23 protein-coding genes and 1 pseudogene are annotated in these 26,236 nt (G+C 65.6%); 18 read left to right on the top strand and 6 right to left on the bottom strand.

What is annotated here, in order from left to right; all coding sequences use genetic code 11:
• Both Q9R39_RS22635 and Q9R39_RS22640 read left to right on the top strand, forming a co-directional pair.
• A partial coding sequence (locus tag Q9R39_RS22635; RefSeq protein ID WP_311278301.1) for a hypothetical protein occupies positions 1-369 on the top strand: 369 nt, incomplete at its 5' end.
• A gap of 73 nt (positions 370-442) precedes the next feature.
• Positions 443-1,048 (top strand): trans-aconitate 2-methyltransferase, encoded by a 606-nt coding sequence (locus tag Q9R39_RS22640; RefSeq protein WP_068971620.1) that lies wholly within the window; start codon positions 443-445, stop codon positions 1,046-1,048.
• A gap of 58 nt (positions 1,049-1,106) precedes the next feature.
• On the opposite strand, the gene Q9R39_RS22645 is transcribed toward Q9R39_RS22640, so the two are convergent.
• Positions 1,107-1,598, bottom strand: a complete 492-nt coding sequence (locus Q9R39_RS22645; RefSeq protein ID WP_068971637.1) for a nuclear transport factor 2 family protein — start codon at positions 1,596-1,598, stop codon at positions 1,107-1,109.
• 398 nt (positions 1,599-1,996) lie between these two features.
• Between Q9R39_RS22645 and Q9R39_RS22650 the strand changes: the two are divergent.
• Positions 1,997-2,311: pseudogene (locus tag Q9R39_RS22650) on the top strand (VWA domain-containing protein); the annotation flags it as partial.
• 440 nt (positions 2,312-2,751) lie between these two features.
• Positions 2,752-4,785, top strand: coding sequence for an N-6 DNA methylase (locus Q9R39_RS22655; protein ID WP_311278302.1), 2,034 nt, complete (start codon positions 2,752-2,754; stop codon positions 4,783-4,785).
• Positions 4,786-5,367: 582 nt separating this feature from the next.
• On the opposite strand, the gene Q9R39_RS22660 is transcribed toward Q9R39_RS22655, so the two are convergent.
• From Q9R39_RS22660 to Q9R39_RS22675, 4 genes are all read right to left on the bottom strand, one after another.
• Entirely contained in the window at positions 5,368-5,865 is a 498-nt protein-coding gene (locus tag Q9R39_RS22660) for a MamI family restriction endonuclease (protein ID WP_311278303.1), read from the bottom strand.
• 137 nt (positions 5,866-6,002) lie between these two features.
• The gene (locus Q9R39_RS22665) at positions 6,003-9,347 is read right to left on the bottom strand and encodes an ATP-binding protein (RefSeq protein ID WP_205333027.1); all 3,345 of its coding nucleotides are present in this window, start codon (positions 9,345-9,347) and stop codon (positions 6,003-6,005) included.
• Positions 9,344-10,327, bottom strand: a complete 984-nt coding sequence (locus tag Q9R39_RS22670; RefSeq protein WP_311278304.1) for a DUF4194 domain-containing protein — start codon at positions 10,325-10,327, stop codon at positions 9,344-9,346. The genes Q9R39_RS22665 and Q9R39_RS22670 overlap by 4 nt, the downstream gene beginning before the upstream one ends.
• Positions 10,324-11,838, bottom strand: coding sequence for a DUF3375 domain-containing protein (locus Q9R39_RS22675; protein WP_311278305.1), 1,515 nt, complete (start codon positions 11,836-11,838; stop codon positions 10,324-10,326). Before Q9R39_RS22675 ends, Q9R39_RS22670 begins: the two co-directional genes overlap by 4 nt.
• Before the next feature lie 124 nt (positions 11,839-11,962).
• Here Q9R39_RS22675 and Q9R39_RS22680 point away from each other — a divergent pair, with 124 nt between their 5' ends.
• Positions 11,963-13,078 carry an alpha/beta hydrolase gene (locus Q9R39_RS22680; protein WP_311278306.1) on the top strand — a complete coding sequence of 372 codons (1,116 nt, stop codon included), beginning with the start codon at positions 11,963-11,965 and terminating at the stop codon, positions 13,076-13,078.
• 119 nt (positions 13,079-13,197) lie between these two features.
• Here the strand turns inward: Q9R39_RS22680 and Q9R39_RS22685 are convergent, their stop codons facing one another.
• A complete protein-coding gene (locus Q9R39_RS22685) occupies positions 13,198-13,884 on the bottom strand; it encodes a ZIP family metal transporter (RefSeq protein ID WP_058250476.1) in 687 nt (228 codons plus the stop codon).
• A 550-nt stretch (positions 13,885-14,434) separates the two neighbouring features.
• Here Q9R39_RS22685 and Q9R39_RS22690 point away from each other — a divergent pair.
• The 13 genes from Q9R39_RS22690 (at position 14,435) to Q9R39_RS22750 (ending at position 25,807) form a co-directional block, all read left to right on the top strand.
• Positions 14,435-14,959, top strand: a complete 525-nt coding sequence (locus Q9R39_RS22690) for an MSMEG_0572/Sll0783 family nitrogen starvation response protein (RefSeq protein ID WP_004019804.1) — start codon at positions 14,435-14,437, stop codon at positions 14,957-14,959.
• Positions 14,960-14,997: 38 nt separating this feature from the next.
• Positions 14,998-15,909 (top strand): carbon-nitrogen hydrolase family protein, encoded by a 912-nt coding sequence (locus Q9R39_RS22695; protein ID WP_058250475.1) that lies wholly within the window; start codon positions 14,998-15,000, stop codon positions 15,907-15,909.
• Positions 15,902-16,327: an MSMEG_0570 family nitrogen starvation response protein gene (locus tag Q9R39_RS22700; protein WP_058250474.1), complete on the top strand. Its 426-nt coding sequence runs from the start codon at positions 15,902-15,904 to the stop codon at positions 16,325-16,327. Before Q9R39_RS22695 ends, Q9R39_RS22700 begins: the two co-directional genes overlap by 8 nt.
• The gene (locus tag Q9R39_RS22705) at positions 16,324-17,595 is read left to right on the top strand and encodes an MSMEG_0569 family flavin-dependent oxidoreductase (RefSeq protein ID WP_058250473.1); all 1,272 of its coding nucleotides are present in this window, start codon (positions 16,324-16,326) and stop codon (positions 17,593-17,595) included. Before Q9R39_RS22700 ends, Q9R39_RS22705 begins: the two co-directional genes overlap by 4 nt.
• A 174-nt stretch (positions 17,596-17,769) precedes the next feature.
• Positions 17,770-18,825, top strand: coding sequence for an MSMEG_0568 family radical SAM protein (locus Q9R39_RS22710; protein ID WP_058250472.1), 1,056 nt, complete (start codon positions 17,770-17,772; stop codon positions 18,823-18,825).
• Position 18,826: 1 nt separating this feature from the next.
• Positions 18,827-20,257 (top strand): MSMEG_0567/sll0787 family protein, encoded by a 1,431-nt coding sequence (locus tag Q9R39_RS22715; protein ID WP_175404273.1) that lies wholly within the window; start codon positions 18,827-18,829, stop codon positions 20,255-20,257.
• Between the two features lie 49 nt (positions 20,258-20,306).
• The gene (locus tag Q9R39_RS22720) at positions 20,307-21,155 is read left to right on the top strand and encodes a carbon-nitrogen hydrolase family protein (RefSeq protein ID WP_058250470.1); all 849 of its coding nucleotides are present in this window, start codon (positions 20,307-20,309) and stop codon (positions 21,153-21,155) included.
• The gene (locus Q9R39_RS22725) at positions 21,152-22,288 is read left to right on the top strand and encodes an MSMEG_0565 family glycosyltransferase (RefSeq protein ID WP_058250469.1); all 1,137 of its coding nucleotides are present in this window, start codon (positions 21,152-21,154) and stop codon (positions 22,286-22,288) included. The genes Q9R39_RS22720 and Q9R39_RS22725 overlap by 4 nt, the downstream gene beginning before the upstream one ends.
• Positions 22,285-23,286 (top strand): DMT family transporter, encoded by a 1,002-nt coding sequence (locus Q9R39_RS22730; RefSeq protein WP_058250468.1) that lies wholly within the window; start codon positions 22,285-22,287, stop codon positions 23,284-23,286. The genes Q9R39_RS22725 and Q9R39_RS22730 overlap by 4 nt, the downstream gene beginning before the upstream one ends.
• On the top strand, positions 23,252-23,674 hold the full coding sequence (locus Q9R39_RS22735) for a nuclear transport factor 2 family protein (RefSeq protein ID WP_058250467.1): 423 nt from the start codon (positions 23,252-23,254) through the stop codon (positions 23,672-23,674). The genes Q9R39_RS22730 and Q9R39_RS22735 overlap by 35 nt, the downstream gene beginning before the upstream one ends.
• Positions 23,671-24,705, top strand: a complete 1,035-nt coding sequence (locus tag Q9R39_RS22740; RefSeq protein ID WP_058250466.1) for an LLM class F420-dependent oxidoreductase — start codon at positions 23,671-23,673, stop codon at positions 24,703-24,705. Before Q9R39_RS22735 ends, Q9R39_RS22740 begins: the two co-directional genes overlap by 4 nt.
• Positions 24,705-25,169, top strand: coding sequence for an SRPBCC family protein (locus Q9R39_RS22745; protein WP_058250465.1), 465 nt, complete (start codon positions 24,705-24,707; stop codon positions 25,167-25,169). The genes Q9R39_RS22740 and Q9R39_RS22745 overlap by 1 nt, the downstream gene beginning before the upstream one ends.
• Positions 25,170-25,198: 29 nt before the next feature.
• Positions 25,199-25,807 (top strand): FKBP-type peptidyl-prolyl cis-trans isomerase, encoded by a 609-nt coding sequence (locus tag Q9R39_RS22750; RefSeq protein ID WP_058250464.1) that lies wholly within the window; start codon positions 25,199-25,201, stop codon positions 25,805-25,807.
• Positions 25,808-26,236 lie beyond the last annotated feature (429 nt).

Consider the following 26,236-nt stretch of genomic DNA (forward strand, 5'->3'; position numbering starts at 1 on the left):
GTCAGGGACGAAGCACGTCTGCGGCAGTCCGTTCTCCTCAGTGACGGATCGACTTATCGGAGCTCTGACGCACTAGATGTCGCGAGCGAGACCGGGACCAACGTCGCGACCGGTTTGATCGTCGCATCCTGCCTCGCTCTTGCCGGGCTCTGGCTGTTGCTCGCGTACGTCAACCTGCGCGGTTTCCGCTGGGCGCGCGTGGCGGCCTCCGTCATCGGCGCGGTAGGCATCGTCTCCGGGATCACGTCCGTAGCAACCTATGACAGGTCAGTGACCAGCACGCTCGACGTCCTGCTGTTGGTCATCGAAGTCGCCGTACTGAGTCTCCTTTGGTATCCGCGTTCAGCGCCGCACTTCCGCCAGAAGTGACCTGACAGTCGGCCAACGCCCCGCTGCGTTTCGGCACGGTCGATGATTTCGGCGGGTTTGGCAGAATGCGGGCATGGTCGAACAGAGCATCTGGATGCAGAAGTCCGCCGCGGATCCCAACCACTCCAGCTGGTACGTCGAACGCTTCCGCACCCTGGCGCGCGAGGGTAACGACCTGGTCGGCGAGGCGCGGCTCCTCGATGCGATGGCGTCGCGTGGGTCTCGCATCCTCGACGCTGGATGCGGCCCCGGACGCGTGGGCGGGTACCTCGCCGAGGTCGGACACGATGTCGTCGGCGTCGACGTCGACCCGGTCCTCATCCAGGCCGCCGAAGAAGACCATCCGGGCCCGCGCTGGCTGGTGAATGATCTCGCCGAACTCGACCTCCCCGCCCGCGGCATCGACGAACCGTTCGACCTCATCGTCTCGGCCGGCAACGTGATGGCGTTTCTCGCGCCGAGCACCCGAGTCACCGTCCTAGAGCGGTTGCGCGCACATCTGCGCGACGACGGCCGCGCGGTGATCGGGTTCGGCGCCGGCCGGGACTACGCGTTCGACGAGTTTCTCGAGAACGCAGCCACCGCCGGCTTCGCTCAGGACCTGCTCCTGGAGTCATGGGACGTTCGGCCGTTCACCGACGAGTCAGAATTTCTCGTGGCGGTCCTCCGGCCCGCGTAGTGCTGAAGCGGTTCGGTATCCGCACGCCAGTCGTCAAGAGCCATGAGCGACAACCGAATCAACCGCCGGAGGCCCCGAACGTCCCCTCAGTGATCTCGACGTCAGGCGACAGTGGCTGCCGCATCCGCCAGCGTTCAGTCAGCTTCGACGCGGCGACCTTCCACTCGCCGCCTTCGACGACGTACTCGTCGTCGTACTCCCCCACCATGACCGTCTCGGTCCGGTCGAGCAGGTTCACCTGACGGAAACGCAACGACCATCGTCCCGTCGCAGCCGTCTCACTGGTGAGGGTGATGTCCGGATGCATGCCGTGATGCATGTCAAGGATGGCGAACCGGCCATCAACCTTGTGCAGCGCGACCCTCCGAAAGATGTCCGTCAGGGCATCGGCATCGTCGAAGGTGCCCATCGACCCGTAGTCGATCCGCGCGCCGGCGCGGATGAAGCAGCCGCGAAATGCGTTCGCGTCTTTGGCATCTGACGCTCGCCAGTAGCGGTACTTGAGTCGCTCGATCGCAGCGACGTGATCATGCTCCGAATCAGTCGTCATCGTCATCCGTTCTCAGCTGCACAGGCCCCGCCCGCGGTCCGCTCGGGCGTCAGGGGCAGCCTATGTCCGATCGCACCAACCGCACGCGGATTCGTGGACACCAACGGCCTGGTCTGCGGAAGGCCGCGCTCGGCCCCGAGGATCTGGGACGCTACCGTGAGTTGGGGCACGCCGGCACCGCGGACGCCAGAACAGTGCGGCGTCGTCCCTCATCCCCAAAGGCCGACCGAAATTGTCAGTGGTCGATGCGATCATCAGTGAGTCATGAGGGGTTCTCGCTCAGATCTGCGTTCGCCGTCAAATGCTTTTACGCCGTCGCTCTCTCGCACCACGAGCAGGGTCGTCGCGTACGGCTCCGATGGCGACCTGATCGAGGTGGGTTGGAGGAAGGAAGTCGGATGAAACTCTCTGCTGCGCTCGATGTCGAGGTCGTCGCCCACGAAGCCGCCGACGAGGTGACCGTGCTGCTCGAACTGCAGGCTCCGGCCGGTCCCGTCACGGACCGGACACCGACAGCGTTCCAGGTCGTGCTCGACCGGAGCGGGTCGATGTCCGGCGCTCCCCTGGCTGGCGCTCGGAAAGCGCTCTCGAGTGTGGTCGCCCAACTCGACCCGACCGATGTGTTCGGGCTGGTCACGTTCGACGACTCGGCCGACGTCGTGGTGCCCGCCGGACCGCTCACCGACAAGCAGCGCGTACCGTTGCAAGTCGCATCGTTCGGCACGGCGAATCGACCAGCCGTCGTCGACGACACCTTGGGTAAGACGTAGGCGATCAAGGTCGGCCAGTGGGGCGTTACGGTGGGACACTACGACCTTTGAGTTGAGCGGTGCTTACCTCTATGCCGTCCGCACTTCGCTCGGAAGTCATCTACATGTCATCCCGCCACGCCGTTCACAACCTCCCCGGGAGTTACAGCTAGCGCTATGAAGTCGCACGTTTCGGCATTGCCAGGCCGGCGATACCGACAGGCTTTCCGGGTGCGCCCGCGGTCTTCTTGTACCGGCTCGCCTAGTCGCGACGCTCGCTCCGTACGTTCGCTCGGCGCGAGTACGCACCAGGCGCATCTGGCAGTGGGCTGGGCGAGCGGACCGGGTACTGTGGTTCAGCGGCTGGATGCCGGCCATAACAGCGGTGAAGGGGAAGACTCTACATGACAGAACCGTCGCACGGAGCAATGCTCGACGTCCCCCTCCTCGGAACCGTTGGCGAACTCGGACAGAGCGAGCTTCGCCTCGCGAGACAGTTCGATGAGTTACATCAGCTCATCTACGCCAGGGGTGGAGTCCGCCCAACGAATGCGGCCATCGAAGAAGTCTCCAAACTCGTATATATGCGTATGTGGACAAGTCGGATTTCCGATGGCGCGTCTCTGAACGAAAATTCTCTATCAAAGATATTTTCCCGCCACCACTCTGCCCCGGACGACGACTTTGTTGACCTCGTCAAGCAAGCGTTTGTCTTTGCCAATAAACATCAAACACTGGCCGCCCAGGATCTTGACGGAAGACCGAGATCGTTATGGCCGGTCGACGAACCATTTCGTATGTCTGATGAAACAGTAATTCGCGCAGCGATCAACCTTGTCGAAGATGTCGTTTCCGATCAGTCTCGAAGTGTCGCAGACCCGCTCGGGACCGCGTTCGACGCATTTCTCTCGGGACGATACGACCACGCGGGAGGATTGGGAACATACCTCACGCCGAGTAGCATCGCGCGCTCAATGGCGGAGGTCGCGCTAAGCTTCTGTAATCCAGTCGACGGATGGGACATTACGGCGCCCGTTGTTGCCGACCCCTACTGCGGCACCGGTCGATTCTTGGTTGCAGCATTCGAGGCATTAGAGTCTCGCCTGGGCTCTGCCACCCTGGACAAACTTCTAAATGGCGGGCTTCTCGGCGCTGATCAGTCTCCCGGCTCGGCAGCTAAGGCGGCGCTAAACCTGTTCTTGTACGGCGCGACATCTCCGCTTGTCTTTCCAGTGGCGGACTCCGTAACCGAGAGCGACCTCGACCGGCTTGAAGGAACCCTCCAACTCATACTCACTAACCCACCATTCGGCGGTGGAAAGTATTCTGATGCTGAAGGCATCGAGCGTACCCGTAATCGGATACCGTCCCTTTCGCGCGCGAAGGCGATAGACCCGGCACTCGCATGCACCATACGCGCATTTGAATTGCTCCGGCCTGGCGGAATCCTCGGTATAGTGCTACCAGACGGGATTGTTGATGGACGTCATTTTGACGAGTTTTTAAACTCGTCCTCGGATGCTACCGTAGTTGCAAATATTAGCCTGCCGACATCCTCTTTCGCCCTCAGCGGAACAGTCGCAAAAACTAGCGCAGTTTTCATCAAGCGCACCGACCATGTGCGTTCGAAGAGGACGATTCTTGCGAGGGTCGAACATGTCGGCTTTCTACGGCAGGCCGGCAAGGCTGCTGCCGACCCAAGCGGGTCGGACCTTCCCGCCGTTGTTGAGGCTGTGGGTCGCGCGACGACACTTAACCCACTGAGTGCGCCATTTTTCGTGGTAAGCGACAAGCCATTGGTAGCGTCTGTCGCAACCGAAGCGATCGTCAGTTTAGACCCAAGCAGAATCGATCCCGGCGCTCTCGCAGCGCGCGAGCGATTGAACGCTTCTGGCGCGATCAAGCTCGGCGAATTCTTAACTACCCGACGACGTCAACTCCAGAAGAAGTCCGACCTGCCGCGACCATTTCTATCCGTCTTACACGTCGACGCACTGGGTGTAGCGAGTTGGCACGATGCCGATAGGTATACGCCGACGACCCCTGGGCAGATTGCCAATAAGGGCGAAGTCTTGGTATCGCTCTTAAACCCTTCCAAACTGCGAGCTACCGTCGTTCCGGATGAATACGATCGTGTTGTCTGTTCGAGCGAGTTCGGCGTCTTTGTTCCGAATATCGACCCGTACGCAGTTTTGGGATTGCTCTATCAGCCTGACGTCCAGGCACAGCTGCGGCCACTCGGAAGAGGGACTTCTAGCTCACGCCGCAGGATCAACCCGTCAGACGTATTAAATCTCTATGTACCTGCACTTTCCAGTGGCGAGCTGGACGCGCTGAGCGAAACGGTATCTAACGCGATTGACCAGGTCGAGAGCGGCCGTCGGGTTCTGTACTCGACTTACGGATTGCCGAGCGTCATTCAGACGTCCGACGACTGACCAGACTATAGGACTAGATAAGGCGAATCTGCAGCGGCTGAAATTCAAAAGGAGTCGATCTGATTACGCGATTCCATAGTCGTCAGTTCACGATTTTTCGTGCCCAATGAAAGCGCCATCTACAAACTTAGCCCCTCTCTACATCAGTCTTAGGTTCCAGATCTGTAGCTTTCGCTTCACTAGCCGAGCTAGACTCAATGACGGACTCCTGCTCTTCTGCCAGTACACCTGGGAAAAGCCGGTCAACGACGGCTATGTCCGCCACAAGGTCTGCGGCCCCGGTGAGACGACTAGGCCTCGCACTGCGGCCTCCATACGGCAACGCGCGCGTCTTACCCCGCACCGGGACCACCGTCTCTGGCAACTCAACCGGCCAGCTCACGTCAAGTAAACCTCTATCGGAGCGCCTGATTCGAGCATCGAAGAGAAGAACTTCGGACATATCGAGGTTACCGAGTGTATTTACGATGATATTGTCGTCGTAACCAACCGGGGGATGCAGCTGCAAATTATATTGACTCCCCGATTTCTGCTCCTGATACCTCATGAAGAGGTCTCGCCAAGCAGTGTCGTTTCGCGAGTCTACGATACGAGCCACGAACGGATCCGAATTGCTCTCGGTGAATTTGGGTCCGTCGCAGATCTATCAACCAGAAGATAAAAGAGATAGGGTGATTCTAGATACTCGTCGATTGCGAGAGATTTTCCAACTTTGAGTCTAGCTGAGTCTTGGCTCGGAGAGTTCATGTTGTGATTCCAACGCGGTCGGTCGACACCAGAAATGCTCGCGGCAGATTTGACTTCACTGCCATCAGCTAAGTCGTCGCCCTTCCCTCGGAATCCTTGACCAGGCTCCCTCAAGACGATCGAGGCGATAAACTGCGCGATATAACCAGTATCAACTTGCGCAGACTGGCCGGTTAAGGCCGCCCATTTCTGGAGAGTGACATGGAGATCGCCGAAGAAGTCGACGAACATCTCTTCCAAGAGCAGAACTTGCTGCGCATACGTCAGTCCGTGGAGCAGCTGACGACGTGCGCGAATTCCTTTTGCAATCGCGAGTGCAACTTCTTCTTTCATTCAGTGTAATCCCTTCTTTCAAGCTCATCGCTGAACTGTTTCAATGCAGATACTGACGCCGGAGTACCTTAGCTCTCATACTTGATTTGTGAGAACTCTAATTCTTATAGTTCGGGGTGGCAAAGAACTATTGTTCGTCAGACTACCAACTGACTCCCCGACCGCCGCAGTTCCGAGAACGCCTTGATCCCCGTCGAAGTAGCAGTTGCAATTGGCCGCAACTCAGGGCCAGCCTCCGTCTTCGACACCATCACGACGTTATCGACGTACGGCTGGATCGTGCTGGTGTTCTGGACGGTGGCCACGATGATCAGCTGGAACCCGAACTTCCGGAACGCCGAGAGCGCCTGCTGGGCGAACTGCGGATCGGACTTGGAGAATGCCTCGTCGAGCATCAGCTGGGCGAAGATGGGGCGGTTGTCGTTGCCATGCGGGCTGGCCAGGTTGAAGCTCAGGGCGCCGGCGAGGCAGAAGGCCATCAACTTCTCCTGCTCGCCACCGGAGTTGTCGCCGGCGTTGGAGTAAGTGCGGATGGTCTCCCCCGACTCGGCGTCGTGCTCCTCGCAGTAGAAGTCGAAGCGGTTGCGCACATCGAGGGCGTCGCGCGTCCACTGGCGGTCCTCCGGGGTGTTGCCGGCGAGGCGTTCGCGCAGCAGCAGGATGTCGGAGTACTGCTCGAGGATGGCCTGCTCGTCGCCGAAGCTGACCGCGGTCGCGCGATTCGAGATCTGGCGGGCCTTCTCGGTGAGCTCCTCGACCGCGGCGAGCTTCTTGCGGCCGGGTCGCAGCCGCAGGCGGGTGCCGCGGTTGAAGGCCACCGCACCGAGGCCGGTGTTGACGCGCTCGATCTGCTCGACGATGCGTCGTTCCTCGGCGTCGGCGGCCATGTGCAGGCCCAGGATCGCGCCTGGGGCCTGCTCGGTGATCAGACGGCGCATCCGCTCGTAGGCTGCGGGCAGCTCACGCTCGTCGATGCGCCGGCAGACGGCGACGTAGTCGTGGAGACGTTCGTCGAAGTCGTCGCTGTCGTTCGGGATGGCGTCCGGGAACTCCTCGTCGTAGGTGTCGAGGATGCGGGCCAGCTCGTCGCGGGAACGTCGGGCATCGGAACGCATCCGGTCGCGCTCACGGCTCGCGGCCTTGACGATCTCCTGGCGGTACGGCTCTGGGTTGAGCACGTCGAGCGTGGCAGAGAGGTCTTCGCGGAAACCGTCGAGGGTCTTCTCTGCTTGAGCTGGAACGTCTTCGGGCTTGAGCCGGTCGATAAGATCGAGTAGCTGGGTGCGCCGCGAGTCCTGGCGGGCGATCTTGTCCTTGACCAGCGCGGCCTGCGAAATCGCGTTGCGGACCTGCTCCCACAGGTCCTCGGCCTTGCGCTGCAGGGCTTCGACGTCGGGGTTCTCCTGGATCAGCAGGTCATACTGGTCGGTGAGTTGATCGACGCGGTCATCGACCGAGTCGACGTCGATCTCGTTCCACTGCGTGAACTGCTCGCACACACGGCGATACGCGTCTCGACGTCGTTCCTTGGCGCTACGCTCACGGTCGAGCTCGGCGCAGTCTTGGCGTGCGTCCTCGAACGCCCGCTCCTCGTACTCGAGTTCGTCGCGCAGGGCGGCGATCTTCGACGCGACGTCGCCGACGAAGATGTACTGCGACCGACGGAGCTGCTGGCGGTCGTCCTTCACCGCGAGCTTCGCCGAATCCTTGCGCAGACCCTGGTCGGTGACAGCCTTGGCGTGCTGGGAGAACTCGCCGGGACTGTCGACGCACATGTGGTTGCCCAGCTTCGACAGCACCGTCATCGCCTCGGCGGCGCACGGATGCTGCGCATCGACGGGACGCAGCTTCGACGCCAGGGTGCCCGGCTCCAGAGCGGGCATGGGGCGGGAGTCGGCCTGGTGCAGCTGGATTCGGCCGCGCATGTCGTGCGAGTTCACGAAGCGCAGGGCCGCGCGGAAGTGCTTGTCGGGCACCAGCAGACGCAGACCGACGTTTCGCAGGACCTTCTCGACGGCCAATCGCCAGCGCTCTTCGTCGGGGTCGAGTTCGACGAGCTCGGCGACGTACTTCAGCTCGGACTCGTCGATCTGCAGTCCGTGGGCGATGGCGCGGCGCATCTCGTGCTCGGTCCGCGGCAGTGCGGAGCCGGCGTTCTCGACGCGGCCGAGTTCCTCCATCGCGGCATCGCGGCGGGTACGTGCGGCGACCTCGCTGGCCAGCGCCTCGGCGTAGTGGGCGCGACCGGCGTCGAGCTGACCGTCGATCTTGGCGGCCTCCTCGGTGAGTTCCTCGCGGAGCAGCCAGAAACCCTCGGCCCGGGTGGGCGGGGTGAAGCCGAGCGCGGAGACCTTGTCCTCGTACGCGTTGCGTCGGGCGGTGACCTCGGTGCTGAGTTTTTGTGCGCCGCCTAGCTGTTCGCGCAACGGGGCGAGGTCGCCGGTGGAGGTGGCGATCCGGGACAGCAGCAGGCTGTGGTCCTGGCGGAGCTGGTCGTGCTGGGTGGTCAGCGCGGCGAGATCGCCGTCGAGGCGGGTGATCTGGTCGTCGAGGTCGGCGACCTCGGGCTGCGCGTTGTGGATCCGCAGGTTGTTGACGTAGCTGCGGATGGTCGTGTTGTCGATGGTGTCGAGGACGGAGAAGGTGGCCGCCTCGCCCGCGTACCGTTCGTGCACCTCCTCGATGTTGCCGAGGATGGTGCGCTTGCGGCGCGCGACGTCGAGCAGTTCGCGGGCTTCGACGAGCGGGTCGATCTGGTCGAGGGCGTCGGCGATGCCGACAATGCTGGTCGGGGCGTCGAGCATGAACTCCCGCACGAACTGCGCGAGCCCGCCAACGCTCTTGAGCGATTTAGCCTTTCCGAGAAGCTGCTGCGCGGCGTCGGAGCCGCGGATCCCGATGAGCGAGTACAGCGTCGAGAGGTACTTGCCCTCGCCGGGGCCGCCGCGCCAGCCGCGGTCGCGGAACTTGGCCGAGTTGTAATTGTTGGCGGCCCACTCGTTGCATGCCTCGACGATGTCGGCGTCGCCGTCGTAGATGAAGTACGAGCTGTGCGCGTCGGTCATCTTGCCCGCGGCAAGCCATTTCAGCACCAGGCCGGTGATGGCCTCGCCGGAGCTGGAGGTGTACGTGACCGCAATGGCCGCCCAGGCCGGGCCGGTGCCGCGCAGGTACATGATCTCGCGGTGCGCGTTGGTGCCGTCGCGCCGCTCACCCCACGCGCCGCGCACGTACTTGCCCACCGTGCGCTTTCCGCTGGACGATCCGGCCGCCGTCGCATCACCCGAGGCGTTGAAGTTGCGTCGATGATCTGGCAGGAACGCCAGCGAGATGGCGTCGAGCAACGACGACTTACCGCTACCCGAGGACCCGGTGATCAGAGAACCGTTAGAACTGAACGGGATCGAGTGATACCCGTCGAACACGCCCCAGTTGATCAGCTGCAACCGGGACAGGTGGTACTGGTCGACCTGCCCGCTCACCAGTCGTCTCCTTCGTCGTTCTCGCCGTAGGCCCCGTCGAGGTCGGCTGCGTCGTCGTCGCGTTCCGCGGGTTCGTCGGCGAGGTCCTCCGGGGGCACTTCGCCGGTGTCACCGGATCCGATGAACTGCTCGAATTGGCGCTGTAAGTCGGTGATCACCGATGCCGTCATCACCGCGGAGATCACCGGGCTGACGACGAAGGTGTCGGCGTCGTCGCGCTGCTTTCGCAGGAACTCAAGCTCCTCCATCTTGTCGAGGGCACGTTCGATGCGTTTGTCGAAGAGCGCGAGGTCGCGGTCGATGGTGTTGGTGACGCCGGCGAACAGCTCGTGGATCTCCTCGCGGGTGATCAGGACCGGCTCGTCGCGAGCGGCGCGCACGTACTTGGCCAGGTGCAACGCCAGGATGGCGTCGTAGGTGTGAATCGTCTCGCGCTTGAGAATCTTTCGGCCCCAGCGGGAGTCGTAACCGGCCTGCTCGACGAACGCGACCTGCAGTTCGTCGACGATGCGCAGCCGGAGATCGAGTTCGGAGAGACGACCGCGCAAAACGTCCTGGTACTCGGCCACCCACGACCACAGCTGCGGCTGCCGGTCACCGCTGATGTAGCGGCGGGTCAAGAGGTTCTGCAGCGCCCAGCACGCGCGGTCGGGCAGCTCACTGACGTCGCCGTCGAAGCGCGGTGCGTTCGGCGTGTGCGACGCCGCGCGGTTCGCGACGGTGGGGAGATCGTCGAAGCCGGCGAATTCGGCGGGGGTTGTGGGGGTGCTGGTCTCGGGGTCTGGGTCGGGACCCTTCGAGGCTCGCTTCGCTCGCACCTCAGGGAGCGGAGGGTCGTCCGCTCGCGACTCAGAGGGCAGATAATCGGCGTCGTCCGCGCGCACCTCACGGTCGCCCTTCGTGGCTCGCTGCGCTCGCACCTCAGGGAGCGGGGGTGGAGTCTCGCCGGAGCCGGGGTTGGTCTCGTCGGTGGTGGTCATTCGGCGTCGACCTCCGCAGTCGGAATCGGTTCGGTGAAGGTCAGGTCGGGCACTTCGATGGCGTGGTCGTCGCCGATGAGGGACCGGAAGCGGACGGTGGTCATCGGTACCTTCCCCCCTGCCGCTTGCTGTTTCGAGGCCCACGACCACAGGACGATGACGTGCGCGAGGTACGGCTCCTCGAGCCCCTCGATGACGTCGGCGAGGGCGACGGGTCCGGCGGCGACCGCGGCATTCACGGTGTCCGTGAGTTCGGTGGTGTCGACCTGGCCCGACAGCGATGCGAACGACGTGAGATCGGCGTCGACAGCGGCCGGGAGCGCCGGCGCGGGCGGCACGTGTTCGCGGATCTCGAAGGCGAGTCGGCCGATCGAGTTCACCGTCGGCGCGGCCAGGGGTAGCTCGTAGCCGATGCGACGATCGGCGAGTGACGTCTTGAGCAGTTCGTTGGCGGTGGCCAGAGCGTCGTTGAGCTGTCGAGCGAGACCGCGGCTCTGCTCGAGCGTCCCGGACGCGACGAAGCGTCGAATACGGCGTGCACACCGCTGACGGGTGCGGCCGACCTCGGCCATCTGCTGGGTCACGAGGCCGAAGAAGTTGTCCATCACCGACCGCAGGCCCGCATCCATGCCCGGGAAGCTGTCGATGATCGTCTCGATGTCGGACTTCAGGCGCGCGCGACGCTCCGGATCCTGGATCAGGTGCGAGAACGCCTGGTACGACGCGGACTGCGGCGAGTCGAGAAGTGCCTCGTAGTCGTCGAACAGCTGTCGCTGGCGGTCGCGGTAGGCGAGGTCGGAGTCGCCGGGGTCGTCGAGCAGCGCGGTGGTGATGCGGTCGAGCATCGTGCCGTACTGGCCGATGTCGGAGATGATCTGCTCCATCTGGTAGCCGATGGTGCGGGCGGCGTCCTCGGCCACGCGCAGGTCGACCGGGGGGCGTCGGCCGGCGTCGAGGTCGGCGAGCTCGGCGTCGAGGTCGGACATCTGCGCCTCGATCTCCGAACGGATCTGGTCCGGGTCGTTGCTGACCTGACCGGCGACGCGTCGGAGCTCGGCGGCGATACCGGTGATGGAGCCGCCGGTGGCGATCGAATCCTCGCGACGCTGCCGCCGCATGAAGTCCAGGACCGACCGCGCCTCGCTGGTCAGATGGCACAGGTTGGGGGCGTGCGGGTCGGTCGTGTCGGTGACGCGGTGCAGCCAGCCCTGCCGAGCCCAGAGTTTGACCAGCTCGAGGCCGGTGGCCTGATCGGTGAGGTCGAGGTCGGCGAGGTCGCGGTCCAGGCGCACCGTCAGCTCGGTCTCGGACAGTTTGGCGCCGTAGTCGAGGTGCCGTTCCATCAAGGTGACGTAGAGAGCCGAGTTGGTGGCCGCGAAGAGTCGTCCCACCGCCGACTTCTGGATCGAGCGGTTCGATTCCCACGCGTCGGCCAGTGTGAGCTGCACGGACTCGGCGCCGCTCGACGTGCCGGGGGCCTCGACCGGAGCCGGGAAGGCTGAGAACTCCATCGCCGCCTCACGGGGATCTCGGGGACTAGAGGACCCGGGTAGTCTGCCACGCCTGGCGGCCGCCGCCCCACCCGGTGGGTCGCGCGTCCAGCCGGGCATCGAGACTCTCGTTACCCTGAGCGGCATGGTGATGGCTGATCGTCCGGAGGTCCAGACCGCGTCGGCACCGGTGACCGCGCTAACCGTCGTCGGACTCGCGCAGAGCATGATCAACGGCCTCGCGCGGGTGCCGTTCCGCAAGCCGTGGTCGGGTCCGTCCGGGCTGCTCGACAACATCGGCCAGTCCGTCACCCGCCAGACCATCCGCGCGTTCATGGGCTACTCGATGGGACTGCCGATCGAGGAGTTCCGGTCGATGGAGAAGATCCTCGACGATGTGTGCCGCGTCGTGATGCCGCCCTTCGTCGAACTGACCGACGGCGTCGAACTCACCGACGACGTCGTCGGCGGGGTGCCCGGGCTGTGGTGTCGCGCCAAGGCGAGTTCCGACGCGTTCGTCGACGATTGTGACGACAAGCAGGGGATCGGCGCCACCATCCTGTACCTCCACGGCGGCGGGTACATCGGTACGTCGCCGATGATGTACTCGGCGTTCGCGTCGTCGCTCGTGCGGATCTCCGGGCACGAGGTGTTCATCGCCGACTATCGGATGGCCCCCGAATTTCCTTTCCCCGCAGGCGTTCACGACGCCGCCGACGTCTATCGCGGACTTCTCGGCCGCGGCGTCGACCCCGACCACATCATCGTCGCCGGCGACTCCGGTGGCGGTGGGCTCGCGGCTTCGTTGGTGGCCTACCTTCGGGATCACGACCTGCCGCGTCCGGGCGCTTTGGCGTTGTTCTCTCCCGAGATCGACCTCGACCTAGACCACCCGTCCATCACCGACAACGCGCCCTACGACATCCTCCCCTGGAGCATCCCCGTCACGCCGTACCTGCACGGCGTCCAGCCGAATGACGCGCGGGTGTCACCGATCAACGGTGAACCCGATCCGTCGTGGTTCCCACCGACGTTCGTGTGCTGGGGCGGCAGCGAGATGTTCCGCGACGGCATACGCGACTTCGCGGCACGGCTCGAGGCGTCGGAGGTGCCGACGCACGCCATCGAAGAAGACGGCATGTTCCACGTCTTCCCCATCCTCATGCCGTGGGCTGAAGCGTCGAAACGCGTGTTCCGGGCGTTGTCGGAGTTGGCGGACGGGCACGTCGAGGGTGACCCGGAGGCTGTGCAGACGCACTGAGGGGTTGGGTGTTGCGATTTGAAGGTGTGGTTGCGGGACCCTTCGTGACGGCCCTCCGCAAGCTCCGGGCCTCCTCAGGGAGCATGGGGTGCGCCGTCCGCAGGGAGTGGTGGGAGCGTTCAGCCGAGGACGAACGCAAGCAGGAACCCCGCTGCGGTCGCGAGACCGATCCACCAGCCGCCCTCGCGGTAGGCCTCTGGCATCAGCGAGTTCGCGAGGACACCGAGCGTCGCGCCGCCGGCGAAGGCCTGGACGAGGCTGATCGCGGTCGGCGAGATGGTGTCCGCCACCGCATAGCCGCCGACTGTGACCGCCACCAGGACGACGGCGGTGAACACCCACATCGCCAGCGCCGAGCCGATCGAGGCGTCGTGCTCGCGGCGCATCAACGACGCACCGCTCACCGCTTCCGGAACATTGCCGACGGCAATGGCCACCACCAGCACGAGCGAACCGCCCGCGGTCAGTGAGACGCCCAGCGCAGTGTTCTCCGGCACGCCGTCGAGGAAGACGCCGATCATCAATGCGGGACCGATCGCAGACGACCCGAGCTTGGTCTCGACAAGTCGATCGGCGACGACGTAAACCGCGGTCCCGGAGAACAGCGCGAGCGCTGCCACAGCCGTGCCGGCCTGACTGAAGGCGGGTTCGAAGAGTTCGGTTGAGACTGCCGCGATCATCGTGCCCGCGCCGAACGCCATCAGCGTCGCCAAGATCGGATTCGGCAGGTTCCAGCGCAGACCGATCGCCGCACCGACCGCGATGGGGATGGCGGTCGCGAGCCCGTACAGAACTGCAGTGAGCATGAGGACAAGGGTGCTCCGTCACGCGGGTGATCGCGAGTGTCGCGCGCAGGGGGTTCGGTGGGTGGTTGCGGGGACCCTTCGTGACGGCCCTCCGCAGGCTCTGGGCCTCCTCAGGGAGCAGTTGGTGGTTGCTCTCACAGGAGGGAGCAAGAGCAGATCAAGGATCTGCAATCCAACAGGTCACAGAATTGCGGATACCTCGATGGACCCGGTCTCGACGGCAGGGATACACTGGGTCTCGTCCGACGAACCGGTCAGACCCCCGACCCGACCGGTTCGTCGGATATTTTTGTGCCCACATCGTCGGGCGCGTGTCGGTCGACCGACCAGGGTCGTGTTACACGGATCGGCAGTTTCTTTATTCCGCCGGAAACCATTCGGTAATCGACGACGAGTGAACTGTGTGTCGTAGCAAGTAGTCGCTACTCGATGAGACCGGATCTTCGGTCGAACCACTTCAGGGCAATGATGCCCGACCCACCCTCGCACGTCGAACCGCCCCCGCGGCTCGACCACCTGCAGACACCGTCTCGCCATCCCAGGAGCTCTTGTGCCTTCTTTCGACGAAACCATCACCGAGAACATCGCCGCATCGCTGGCGGAGATCCCGCACCCCTCACTTCCCAAGGGCTCCAACATCTATGGCGGCACCAAGATCTTCCCGGACTATCAGGCGGAGAACGGTGAGTCGTACTTCACGCTCGTGCACGGCATCGCGCACGAGTCGTCGGTGTCGTTCGTCGCCGTCCTGCAGGCCACCCGCGCCCTCCGCAAGGGCTTCGAGTCGGCCATGTACTTCTACGGACCTGGCGCCATCAATTGCCTTGCCACCCGGGGCTTCCCGACGACGGGCGACTCCGGCTTTCCCGGTGAGCAGAACATCAACAACTCCCTCGAGACCTTCATCTCCGAAGGCGGCACCGTGTTCTGCTGCCGCTTCGGCCTCGCCCTGCACGGCGGACGTGAAGAGGACCTCATCGAAGGCGTCATTCCCGCGCACCCGCTCGACGTCCAAGACGCACTCATCCACTACGCACGCAAGGGCGCGATCATCAACTCGACCTACATGGTCTGACCCACAGCAGCTTCCGACAACCACCTCTTGGGAATCACATGACCACCATCGGAACCGTCGCGGCCAACTTCACCCGCGATCTCGAGCAGAACTACGCGACGATCGAACAGTATGTCGCCGAAGCACGGACGCGGGGCGTCGACTTCCTGGTGTTCCCGGAGGCGGCGATCGGCGGATACCTCTCGTCTTTGGGTAACCACGGCGACACGCAGAAGAACAGCGCCCGGTCGTTGCCGCCGGCGATCTCCCTCGACGGACCCGAGATCGCTCGGGTGCAGTCCATCGTCGGAGATCTCGTGGTGGCGATCGGGTTCTGCGAACTCGGCGAGGACGGCGAGACCCGCTACAACGCGGCCGCCGTCCTCGACGGCAACCGCATCTACGGCAGCTACCGGAAAGTGCATCAGCCGCTCGGCGAGAACATGTCGTACTCGTCGGGCACGGGGTACGACGTCTTCGACACCCCCGTCGGCCGGATCGGCCTCCAGATCTGTTACGACAAGGCCTTTCCCGAGGCCGCCCGGATCATGGCGCTCAAAGGCGCCGAGATCATCGCCAGCCTGTCCGCATGGCCGGCGGCACGCACTGCGACGGCGGAAAACCTCCAAGAAGACCGCTGGACCTACCGGTTCAACCTCTTCGACACCGCGCGTGCCCTGGAGAATCAGGTGTTCTGGGTCGCGGCCAACCAGAGCGGCACCTTCGGGTCGCTGCGCTACGTGGGCAACGCCAAGATCGTCGATCCCGGTGGGAACATCCTCGACACAACACTTCTCGGGAGCGGCCTGGCCGTTGCGGAGGTCGACATCGCCGAAAGCTTCACCGCCATGCGGGCCGGGATGTTCCACCTGCGGGATCGTCGGCCCGAGGTGTACGGGATGCTCGTCGAGGCTGATACCGACCCCGACGCGTCGGCGGCCTTCGCATGGCGGGACCTCGCCCATGCCTGAGATGACCGTCCAGGTGCGCTGGCCCGACGGCCGGCTTCGCCAGTACTACTCCCCCAGCCTCGTACTGCACGACCACCTCGCGCCGGGTACGTACCGCGTCGACGACTTCCGATCGCGGGCCACCACCGCGCTCGACGAGGCCAGCGCGCGGGTTCGTGCCAAGTACGGCTTCGCCTGCACGTCTGCAGCGGCGTCGGCGGAGGAGATCGCTCTCGATGCGGCTCGGCATGCGGATTTCGCTGAGGTCGAGGTGGTGTCGATGTACCCGCCGTTGCCGGGTGCGGACGTGGCTTCGACACGGGGCGTCGCTTCGCTCCGGCCCGGCTCAACCAGCGGGAAGGGTGCTGAGGTGGCTTCGACTCGGGGCGTCGCTTCGCTCCGGCCCGGCTCAACCAGCAGTGATGAGGAGCTGTCATGAACGCACATGTGCCGGTCGTCGTCATCGGCGGCGGACAAGCCGGTCTCTCGGTGAGTTGGTACCTCGGGCAGGCTGGCGTCGAACATCTCGTCGTCGAAGCCGACACCGCGGTTCATGCATGGGCCGATAAGCGGTGGGACAACTTCACTCTCGTCACGCCGAACTGGCACTGCAAGCTCCCTGGATACACCTACGACGGCCCACACCCGGACGGATTCATGACCCGCGACGAGGTCGTGGAGTGGCTGCACGGGTGGCTCCAGACCTTCGAACCACCTCTCGTCGAACACACGAAAGTCACTCGACTGCAACGGCTGTCCGGTGATCGATTCGAGTTGACCCTCGAAGGTCCAGACGGTATGCGGTCGCTCACCTGCGACCAGGCCGTCATCGCGACCGGCGGATATCCCCTGCCGGTGGTGCCACCGTTCGCATCGTCGTTGGATCCGGCCGTGCACCAGGTGCACTCCGAGGAGTACTTCAACCCCGAGCAACTACCCGACGGCGCTGTGCTGGTCGTCGGGTCCGGGCAGTCGGGCACGCAGATCGCAGAGGATCTGCACCTTGCCGGGAGGCAGGTGCATCTCGCGATCGGAAACGCGCCGCGGGTCGCTCGCTTCTATCGCGGCCGCGATTGCATGACGTGGCTGTCGGACATGGGTCTCTACGACACGCCGACCCAGGAGTACCCCGGCGGACGGGCCGCGCAGGAGAAGACGAACCACTACGTCACCGGCCGCGACGGTGGCCGCGACATCGACCTCCGGCGCTTTGCTACCGAGGGAATGAAGCTGTACGGCGTGCTCAGTGACGGTAAGGACTCGACGCTGAGGTTCGCGCCGACGCTCACGGCCGCGCTCGACCGGGCCGACGCGGTGTACAACTCGATCTGCGGTGACATCGACCGACACATCGAGAAACTGGGCATCGACGCGCCAGAGGCATCGCGGTACGAGCCGGTGTGGGCTCCCGAGGTCGATCCGACCGAACTCGATTTCGCGGCCGAAGGCGTCACCTCGATCATCTGGGCCATCGGCTACCGACCCGACTACCGGTGGATCGAGGCCAGCGCCTTCGACGGCGGTGGCCGGCCGATGCAGACCCGCGGGATCACCCAAGTCCCCGGGCTCAGCTTCGTCGGGTTGCCGTGGATGCACACCTGGGGGTCGGGGCGGTTCCTTGGTATCGATCGCGATGCGAGGTATGTGGCTGAGCATGTTGTTGGATCGGTTCGTGGTGGACGCGCGCAGTTGGTTGTTGCGCAGTAGGTTTGGGGTTCTGTGGGCACCGGGGTTGCGTTGTGGAGGACGGTCACCAGGTGGCTTCGACACGACGCCTCGCTTCGCTCGGAGTCGGCTCAACCAGCGGAGGAACATACGAGCCCTTCGAGGCTCGTCGCTATCGCTCCTCGCACCTCAGGGAGCAAAGGATAAGGAGTACCCATGACGGTATCCACACGAGTTGACCTGGCGTTGCTCGGTATTCGCGGGGAGCCGCCGGTGCAGCGCACCGGCGGGGCGGGGCCCAGCGACGACGGCCACCTCATGGTCGACGGGTTGCATGCCGCGATCCCGCGGAACCCGCAGAGTGCGTTCGTCTTCGACGGTGATCGCGTGCTGTACGACGGCGCCGACATCGGTGTCGAGGTCAGCGCGATCGGACGTCCCCGGTTCTACGACCTGCAGACCGCGGACGGGGTAAGCTACGAGAAGATCGCTCGCCTGCACGGTCGGAATGTTCTGGCGACAACAGTTCTGCAGACCTGTATCCGCTACGCCGAGGACCAGCGGTGCCGGTTCTGTTCGATCGAGGAGTCGCTGAAGTCCGGCTCGACGATTGCGGTGAAGAAGCCCGAGCAACTCGCCGAAGTCGCCCGTGCGGCTGTCGATCTCGACGGCGTGACCAACATGGTCATGACCACTGGCACCAGCGGTGGACGCGACCGCGGGGCGTGTCATCTCGCCCGGTGCGTCCGAGCGATCAAGGCGGCCGTGCCGGAACTACCGATCCAGGTCCAGTGCGAACCACCCGCCGATCTGACCGTCCTGACCGAACTCCGCGAGGCCGGTGCGGACGCCATCGGTATCCACGTCGAATCCCTCGACGACGACGTGCGGCGTCGCTGGATGCCCGGCAAGTCGACGGTACCGATGTCGGAGTACCGGGCGGCGTGGGCCGAGGCGGTCCGGGTGTTCGGGCGCAACCAGGTGTCGACCTACCTGCTCGTCGGTCTCGGCGAGGACACCGACGAGATGATCGCCGGCGCCAAGGAACTCGCCGACATGGGCGTGTACCCCTTCATCGTGCCGTTCCGGCGTCACGCCGGGACCCTCGCCGTCGACGTCGACAACGCCCCGGCACCCGACCCCGCGATCGTCGAGAAGATCACCCGTGAGGTGGCCGGACATCTGAGTTTCATCGGGATGTCCGGGTCGGACCAGCGAGCGGGATGCGCGGCCTGCGGTGCCTGTAGTGTCCTGCCGACGGTCGGAGGCTGACGTGCTGTCACGGGGCGAGCTGTCGATCCTGTCCGGGCTGCCGCGCACGACGCCGCGGTCGGAGTTCCTGATCACCGTCGCTAACAGCCCGCGAGAACATGCGGCGTATCGCGTGCTGCGGCACCGCGAATTCGTCGATCGGCAGGCGCTTTTCGACCGCACCGACGTCGATGACATCGACGACGACCCGCGCACCACCGTCCTGATCGCGACACTGCCCGACGGGACTATCGCGGGTGGCGTGCGAATCGCCCCCACGCCGTGGGCGGGGTCCGAGCACACCGACATCGGATGGTGGTTTGGGTCGCGGCTCGTCGTCGCCGACCCTGGCCTGGCAGCCGGGATCGGGCCGGCACTCGTGCGGGCGGCGTGCGCGCACGTCGAACAACTGGGCGCCCTGCGGTTCGACGCCACCGTCCAGGATCGGTACGTACCGATGTTCTCGAGGCTCGGCTGGCAGGACCGCGGGCCAGGCCCGGTGATCAATGAGCGGTCGCATCGGGAGATGGGCTACCCACTCAACCGAATTCAACGCACAGTCGACGGGACGAAAGCGGTTCTCGCCGAGGCACTCGCGCCGTTCGCAGACCAACCGGGCGGTCTCGGTGCTACCGGATTCCGCGGAGACGACGGCGTACCGCTGCCCGGCACCGACGTGATCGCGGCCTGTGACGCGATCATCCCGTCGATGATCGAACGCGATCCGGAGTGGGCCGGTTGGTGTTCGGTGCTCGTCAACCTCAACGACCTCAGCGCGATGGGGGCTCGGCCGCTCGGTCTCCTCGACGCCGTCGGCGCGCCCACGACATCGCATCTGACCCGCATCATCCGCGGGATAGGCTCGGCCGCGGAGGCATGGCGCACACCCGTGCTCGGCGGTCACACGCAGGTCGGGGTCCCGTCTGCGCTGTCGGTGACCGCGCTGGGCACGACGCCCAGTCCCCTGCCCGCGGGCGGTGGCCGGGTCGGCGACACCGTCACCCTGCACGCGGATCTCGGCGGCTCCTGGCGACCCGGATATCACGACCGGCAGTGGGACTCGACGAGTTCGCGCAGCAGCGACGAACTGTGCGCCATGACATCCCATCTCGCAACGGTGCGTCCCGCGTCGGCCAAGGACGTCAGCATGGCCGGGATCGCCGGCACGCTCGGCATGCTCGCCGAAGCGTCGGGAACCGGTGCAGAGGTGGACGTGACGGCAGTGCCGCGACCCGGCGACGCGTCGATGGGTGCGTGGCTCACCTGCTTCCCGGGCTACGCGATGCTGAGCACCGACCGCGCCGGCACCCGACGCACTGTGCCCACTCCCGCTCCGGTGACGACCGCCGATTGCGGCCGGCTGACCGCCTCACCGGGCGTGCGGCTGCGGTGGCCCGACGGCGAGACGACTGTCGCCGTCGCGTCGACGGTCACCGGACTAGGCGTCGCATGATTCCCCAGCGACCCGGCCGGCCGACGGATCCGACCGGTACCCTTCGCCCATGAGGACGGTCACCCTCGGCGCCCTCGCCGCGCACTTCGGACGCGACGTGGAACGCGGTGTCGCCAAAGCGGTCGGCATCGTCGAATCCGCGGCGCGCGACGGCGTCGACCTTCTCGTCTTCCCCGACGCCTCACTGGGCGGATACCTCGGCGATCTTCGACGACCCGACCCGGCCGAACTGCCCCCGGCGCTGTACCCGGACGGTCCGGAACTCGCGGCGATCGCGGCCGCCGCCGGTGACATGACCGTGTGTATCGGGTACACCGAAGCGGTCGATGATCAGCGGTTCAACACCGCCGTCTGTGTTACCGGAGACGGTGTCCTGGGCACACACCGCAAGGTCCATCAACCCGCCGGCGAGGCCCTCGCCTACGCGGCGGGCGATCAGTTCGGCTCGTTCGACACCCCGGTCGGCCGTCTGGGCATGCTGATCGACTACGACAAGACGTTCCCGGAGTCGGCGCGCACGCTCGCCCTCGACGGCGCGCGAATCATCGCGGCACTGTCCGCGTGGCCCGCCAGCGTCACCGACCGCGCCGCTCGCCTGCCCGCCGACCGCCAGTCCCGCCTGTTCGACCTCTACGACTGCGCCCGCGCCGCGGAGAACCAGGTGTTCGTCGTGTCGTCGAACCAGACCGGGGTCATGGGATCGCTGCGTTTCCTCGGTCAGGCCAAGGTCGTCGGACCCGGCGGTGACATTCTGGCGACCACTCGATCGAAAGGCGGAATGGCCACGGTGACAGTCGATGTCGACGCCGAGGTCGACCGGGCCCGTCGCGTCCTGAGTCATCTCGCCGAACTCCGGCCGGACACCTACCGGTCGACGATGTCGGCGGACCAGCGATGAGCGGCACGCCGAGTCTACGCATCGCTCTCCTGACCTATTCGACGAAACCCCGTGGCGGCGTCGTCCATACGTTGAACCTGGCCGAGGCGATGGCTCGTCTCGGCGCCGAGGTGACGGTGTGGTCGCTCGCCCGCGGTGGCGACGAGGGCTTCTTCCGCGCGGTGGATCCGGCTGTGCGGGTGCGGCTCGTCCCGTTCCCCGACCGGGAGAACGAGACGATCACCGAACGCATCGTGCGGTCCATCGACACCCTGCGGGCCGCCTTCGAGCCGGCCGACTTCGACATCGTGCACGCCCAGGACTGCATCAGCGCCAACGCCGTCGGGACGTGCATCCGCACGATCCACCATCTCGACCAGTTCACGACACCGATCCTCGTCGACTGCCACGAGAAGGCCGTCGTCAACCCCTACGCCCGCATCTGTGTGTCGCGTGCGGTGGCCGACGAAGTCGAACAGGGCTGGGACTTGCATCCGACGGTGATCCCGAATGGCGTTGCCTACGAACGCTTCGCGAGCGCGGCGTCGGACTCCCCGGAGTCTCTCGAGGCACGACGACACTGGTCGGATCAGCTGGGCGACTACGTGCTCGCCGTCGGGGGGATCGAACCGCGCAAGGGCAGCATCGACCTTCTGGAGGCGTATGCCGTACTGCGCGAACGTCACCCGGGCCTGAAGCTCGTCTTCGCGGGCGGCGAGACCCTGTTCGACTACCGCGACTACCGTGCCGACTTCGACCGTCGGCGAGCTGAACTCGACGTCGAACCGATCGTGCTCGGGAATGTGCCCGACGACGACCTGCCGGCACTGGTCGCCGCCTGCCGGGTGTTCGCGTTCCCATCGGTGAAGGAGGGCTTCGGCCTGGCCGCGATGGAAGCCCTCGCCGCGGGGCGTCCCGTCGTCGCGCGCGACCTCCCCATCCTGCGCGAGGTCTTCGGTACGACCGTCTCCTACGCCTCGACCGTCGCCGAACTGGCCGACGCCCTCGACGCCTCTCTCGTGCCCGACCCCGACCGCATCGTGTCGGGCCGAAGCCTGGCCGCATCTCTCACGTGGGACGACGCGGCACGTCGGCACCTCGAGTTCTATGCGCGGCACCCCCATCCGGCGTCGCCGGTCGGCACCCACGGATGAGCCAGGCCCGTCGGACCGAACGCATCGGGATGCTGGCAGTCGCCCTGACCGCCATCCTGTGGGGCACGTCGGGTACCGCCGCCGCGATGGCGCCCGAACTCAGTGCCGTGACTGTCGGCGCCGTGGCCATGTGTGGCGGCGGCTTGTTGCAGGCGGCGGTCAACGCCCGCGGGATTCAGGCCGCGTGGTCGTCGGTGACGGCACAGTGGCGGGTCGCTCTTCTCGGTGGGATCTGCGTGCTGATCTACCCCCTCTGCTTCTTCGGGTCCATGCGGGTCGGCGGCGTCGCGCTCGGAACCGTCGTGTCGTTGGCGTCGGCTCCGCTGGTGTCGGCGGTCATCGAGCGCGTGGCCGACGGGCGGAGGCTGACCCTGCGGTGGACCATCGCATGCGCGCTCGGCATCGTCGGCAGTGCGGCGTTGGCCGTGTCGCGGAGCGAGTCGTCGCATGCGGACGGACTCAGCGAGAGCTCGTCGTCGGCGCTCGGCGTCGGCCTCGGCCTGCTCGCGGGCATCACCTACGCCGGGTTGTCGTGGGCGATGCGTCGGCTCATGAACAGGTCGGTGCCGCGCGGCGCCGCGGCCGGGACGGTCATGGGCTTGGGCGGGGTGTTCCTGCTGCCGGTCGTCGCGGTCGGGGTACCGGCCGTGGTCGCACACCCCGAAACCCTCGGCGTTCTCGCCTACCTCGTCCTGGTTCCGCAGTTCCTCGGGTACGTGCTGTTCAGTCGTGGACTCGGTCGGATCGACAGTTCGACCGCCACCACCATCACCCTGATCGAGCCTGCTGTCGCGACCGCACTGGCCGTCGGAGTGCTCTCCGAATCCATCACCGCGATCGGGTGGGTGGGTATCGCGATGCTGGCGGCGGCGCTGGTCGTCCTGCTGGCTCCTCGCCTTCCGTCCGCAACCGGCCCGGCATCCACTAGCGTCGACGCAGGATCATCGACAGGGAGGTCGACGCATGAAGCAGTTCCGAGAGGCCGTCGAGGCGCGTGACGAGCAGGCGATGAGGGCGCTGCTCGCTGACGATGTGGTCTTCACCAGTCCGGTCGCGTTCAAGCCGTATCCGGGCAAGGCCATCACGTCGGCCATCCTGCGGGGCGTGCTGCGGGTCTTCTTCCGCTACATCCGAGAGATCAACGACGCCGGCGGACACGACTCGGCGCTCGTCTTCGAGGCCGTGGTCGGCGGCAAGAAGATCACCGGTTGCGACTTCATCCACGTCAACGACGACGGCAAGATCGACGACCTCATGGTCATGGTCCGCCCGCTGTCGGGCGCACAGGCCGTCGCCGCGGCCATGGGGGCGCAGTTCGATCAGATCGCCGCCGAGGCCGCCGCGGAGTCAGAGAACACAGCGGAGTCCGAGGGGGTCAGCCAGTGAAACTCGGTCTGCAACTGGGCTACTGGGGTGCGCAACCGCCGACCCATCACGCCGAGATCGTCGCCGCGGCCGAGGCCTCCGGCTTCGACAGCATCTTCACCGCCGAGGCCTGGGGATCCGACGCCTACACCCCGCTGGCCTGGCTCGGGTCGTCGACCGAACGTGTCCGGCTCGGGACGTCGGTGCTGCAGCTCTCGGCCCGCACACCGACCGCGTGCGCGATGGCCGCGCTGACCCTCGACCACCTGTCCGGCGGTCGGCACATCGTCGGGCTGGGTGTGTCGGGTCCGCAGGTCGTCGAAGGCTGGTACGGGCAGAAGTTCGCCAAGCCACTGGCCCGGACGCGCGAGTACATCGACATCATGCGTCAGGTGTGGGCGCGCGAGGCGCCGGTCAGCAGCGCCGGACCGCACTATCCCCTGCCGTTCGCCGGGGAGGGCGCATCGGGACTGGGCAAGACGCTCAAGCCGATAACGCACCCGCTGCGCAGCGACATCCCCGTCATGCTCGGCGCCGAGGGGCCGAAGAACGTAGCGCTCGCCGCGGAGATCGCCGACGGCTGGTTGCCGTTGTTCTACACGCCGCGTATGGCCGACACGTACAACGAGTGGCTCGACGAGGGTTTCGCCCGCCCGGGTGCACGACGCAGTCGCGAAGACTTCGAGGTGTGCGCAACCGCCCAGATCGTCGTCACCGATGACCGCGAGGGCACCTACGCCGCGATCAAACCGTTCCTGGCGCTGTACATGGGCGGGATGGGCAGTGAGGACACCAACTTCCATGCCGAGGTGTACCGCCGGATGGGGTACGCCGACGTCGTCGACGAGGTGACCGCACTCTTCCGCAGCAACCGCAAAGACGAAGCTGCGCAGATCATCCCCGACGCCGTGGTGGACGACTCGGCGATCGTCGGCGACCTGGACCACGTGCGTGAACAGATCAAGGTCTGGGAGTCGTGCGGGGTGACGATGATGCTCGTGTCGCCGGGCAGCGTCGCCGAGGTCGAACAACTCGCGGAGCTCATCCGCTGATGCTCTCCCCCGCCCGCATCACCGTCATCGACACGGTGGTCTCGTTCGACGCCCCGATCGAGGTCACCTTCGACTACCTCGCTGACCCGACGAACCGACCGGAATGGCAGTCGAGTCTGCGTCGCATCGACGACCTCCGGCCGGTCGGTGACCGGGCGGGTGACGTCGGCACCAGCTGGACCGACGTCACCGTCGTACCCGGGGTGTCGCCGCGGATGGAGGTGACCGCCTGCGAGTCTCGTCGACGGTGGCAGGAGATCGGACGGTGGCGGTCCGTTGATGCGGTGCTGACGTTGACGTTCGCCGAACGCGAGGCCCGCACCGACGTGCATGCCGAGGCGGTGCTGACGGTGCCCGCGATCGGCGGGCTGGTGCTGACCGCGACGCGGTGGCCGGCGGCGCAAGCGGTGCGGGCCGATCTCGAACGGGCTGCTCGACTGTTGGCCGGTCGAGGCTCTCGGTGAGGGGCCGCGCCTCGGGTAGCGTTCCGAGGGTGAACATCAAGAACGTGACCCTCGCCCTCGGCACCGCTCTCGTCCTGGCTGTCGCCGGTTGCAGCTCCGACTCCGATTCCGGTTCGGGCACAACCGAACCCACCGCAACCGCGGCGACCGGCGGCGCCGAGACCCCGGCGGCGGGAGCGGAGAGCTGCCCGACCGCACCCGCGAATGCGGACGCCACCCCGCAGTGGAGCGAGAAGGGTACCACCGGTGGATTGCAGATGGTCGCGTCCACCGCGACCGAAGCCCCCAACATCACCGTCGAGAACCCGTTCAGCGTCGACGAGACCCAGGTCAAGACGCTCGTCGAGGGTGACGGTGCCGTCGTGCCGGACACCGCGTCGGTGTCGGTCTGCTACGTCGGTGTGAACGGCCGCACCGGCGAGACCTTCGACAGCGCCTACGCAAACGGCTCCCCCGTGACGTTCCCGCTCGACGGCGTGATCCCCGGGTTCAGCAAGGCCATCGCGGGACGGAAGGTCGGGTCGAAGGTGGGCGTCGCCATGACGTCGGCCGACGGTTACGCCTCCGGCAACCCACAGGCCGGTATCGAGGTCGGCGACACGCTCGTCTTCGAGATCAGCATTCTCGGGGCGTCGTAGAGGGTTGTAGCGCGCTAATCACTCTGGCGATTTCGGGTCACCAGGTGGCTTCGACACGGCGCCTCGCTTCGCTCGGTGCCGGCTCAACCAGCGGGGGTGGGCGCCTCGCTTCGCTCGGTGCCGGCTCAACCAGCGGGGAGGGGCTCTGCTGAGGTCGTCGCCGTCGCTCTTCACCCGTTGGGGTCTGAGGTTGCGCACAGTTGGACCACTGGCGTGCCAAAACCCGTCCCTCTCAGCGTGATCGAAGGGCATATTTCCCTTCGATCGTGCTCAGGGGGACGAGATTTTCACACCCTGTCTACCCCTGGCCTCCAGTTGCGAAAGCAGCGAACCACGAAGGGCACGAACCGTGAGATCGGTTCGTGCCCTTCGTGGCTCGTCGCTATCGCTACTCGCACCTCAGGGAGCGGTGGGTTGGTGCTTGCGCTA

This window comes from Gordonia sp. AC31 (assembly GCF_031844505.1).
GTDB lineage: Bacteria > Actinomycetota > Actinomycetes > Mycobacteriales > Mycobacteriaceae > Gordonia > Gordonia hongkongensis.

Bases quoted from the DNA above. Each gene is read 5' to 3' on its own strand.
- Q9R39_RS22640 (WP_068971620.1), top strand. From the start codon at position 443: ATGGTCGAACAGAGCATCTGGATGCAGAAGTCCGCCGCGGATCCCAAC.
- Q9R39_RS22645 (WP_068971637.1), bottom strand. From the start codon at position 1,598: ATGACGACTGATTCGGAGCATGATCACGTCGCTGCGATCGAGCGACTC.
- Q9R39_RS22655 (WP_311278302.1), top strand. From the start codon at position 2,752: ATGACAGAACCGTCGCACGGAGCAATGCTCGACGTCCCCCTCCTCGGA.
- Q9R39_RS22660 (WP_311278303.1), bottom strand. From the start codon at position 5,865: ATGAAAGAAGAAGTTGCACTCGCGATTGCAAAAGGAATTCGCGCACGT.
- Q9R39_RS22670 (WP_311278304.1), bottom strand. From the start codon at position 10,327: ATGACCACCACCGACGAGACCAACCCCGGCTCCGGCGAGACTCCACCC.
- Q9R39_RS22675 (WP_311278305.1), bottom strand. From the start codon at position 11,838: ATGGAGTTCTCAGCCTTCCCGGCTCCGGTCGAGGCCCCCGGCACGTCG.
- Q9R39_RS22680 (WP_311278306.1), top strand. From the start codon at position 11,963: ATGGTGATGGCTGATCGTCCGGAGGTCCAGACCGCGTCGGCACCGGTG.
- Q9R39_RS22685 (WP_058250476.1), bottom strand. From the start codon at position 13,884: ATGCTCACTGCAGTTCTGTACGGGCTCGCGACCGCCATCCCCATCGCG.
- Q9R39_RS22695 (WP_058250475.1), top strand. From the start codon at position 14,998: ATGACCACCATCGGAACCGTCGCGGCCAACTTCACCCGCGATCTCGAG.
- Q9R39_RS22700 (WP_058250474.1), top strand. From the start codon at position 15,902: ATGCCTGAGATGACCGTCCAGGTGCGCTGGCCCGACGGCCGGCTTCGC.
- Q9R39_RS22705 (WP_058250473.1), top strand. From the start codon at position 16,324: ATGAACGCACATGTGCCGGTCGTCGTCATCGGCGGCGGACAAGCCGGT.
- Q9R39_RS22710 (WP_058250472.1), top strand. From the start codon at position 17,770: ATGACGGTATCCACACGAGTTGACCTGGCGTTGCTCGGTATTCGCGGG.
- Q9R39_RS22720 (WP_058250470.1), top strand. From the start codon at position 20,307: ATGAGGACGGTCACCCTCGGCGCCCTCGCCGCGCACTTCGGACGCGAC.
- Q9R39_RS22725 (WP_058250469.1), top strand. From the start codon at position 21,152: ATGAGCGGCACGCCGAGTCTACGCATCGCTCTCCTGACCTATTCGACG.
- Q9R39_RS22730 (WP_058250468.1), top strand. From the start codon at position 22,285: ATGAGCCAGGCCCGTCGGACCGAACGCATCGGGATGCTGGCAGTCGCC.
- Q9R39_RS22735 (WP_058250467.1), top strand. From the start codon at position 23,252: ATGAAGCAGTTCCGAGAGGCCGTCGAGGCGCGTGACGAGCAGGCGATG.
- Q9R39_RS22745 (WP_058250465.1), top strand. From the start codon at position 24,705: ATGCTCTCCCCCGCCCGCATCACCGTCATCGACACGGTGGTCTCGTTC.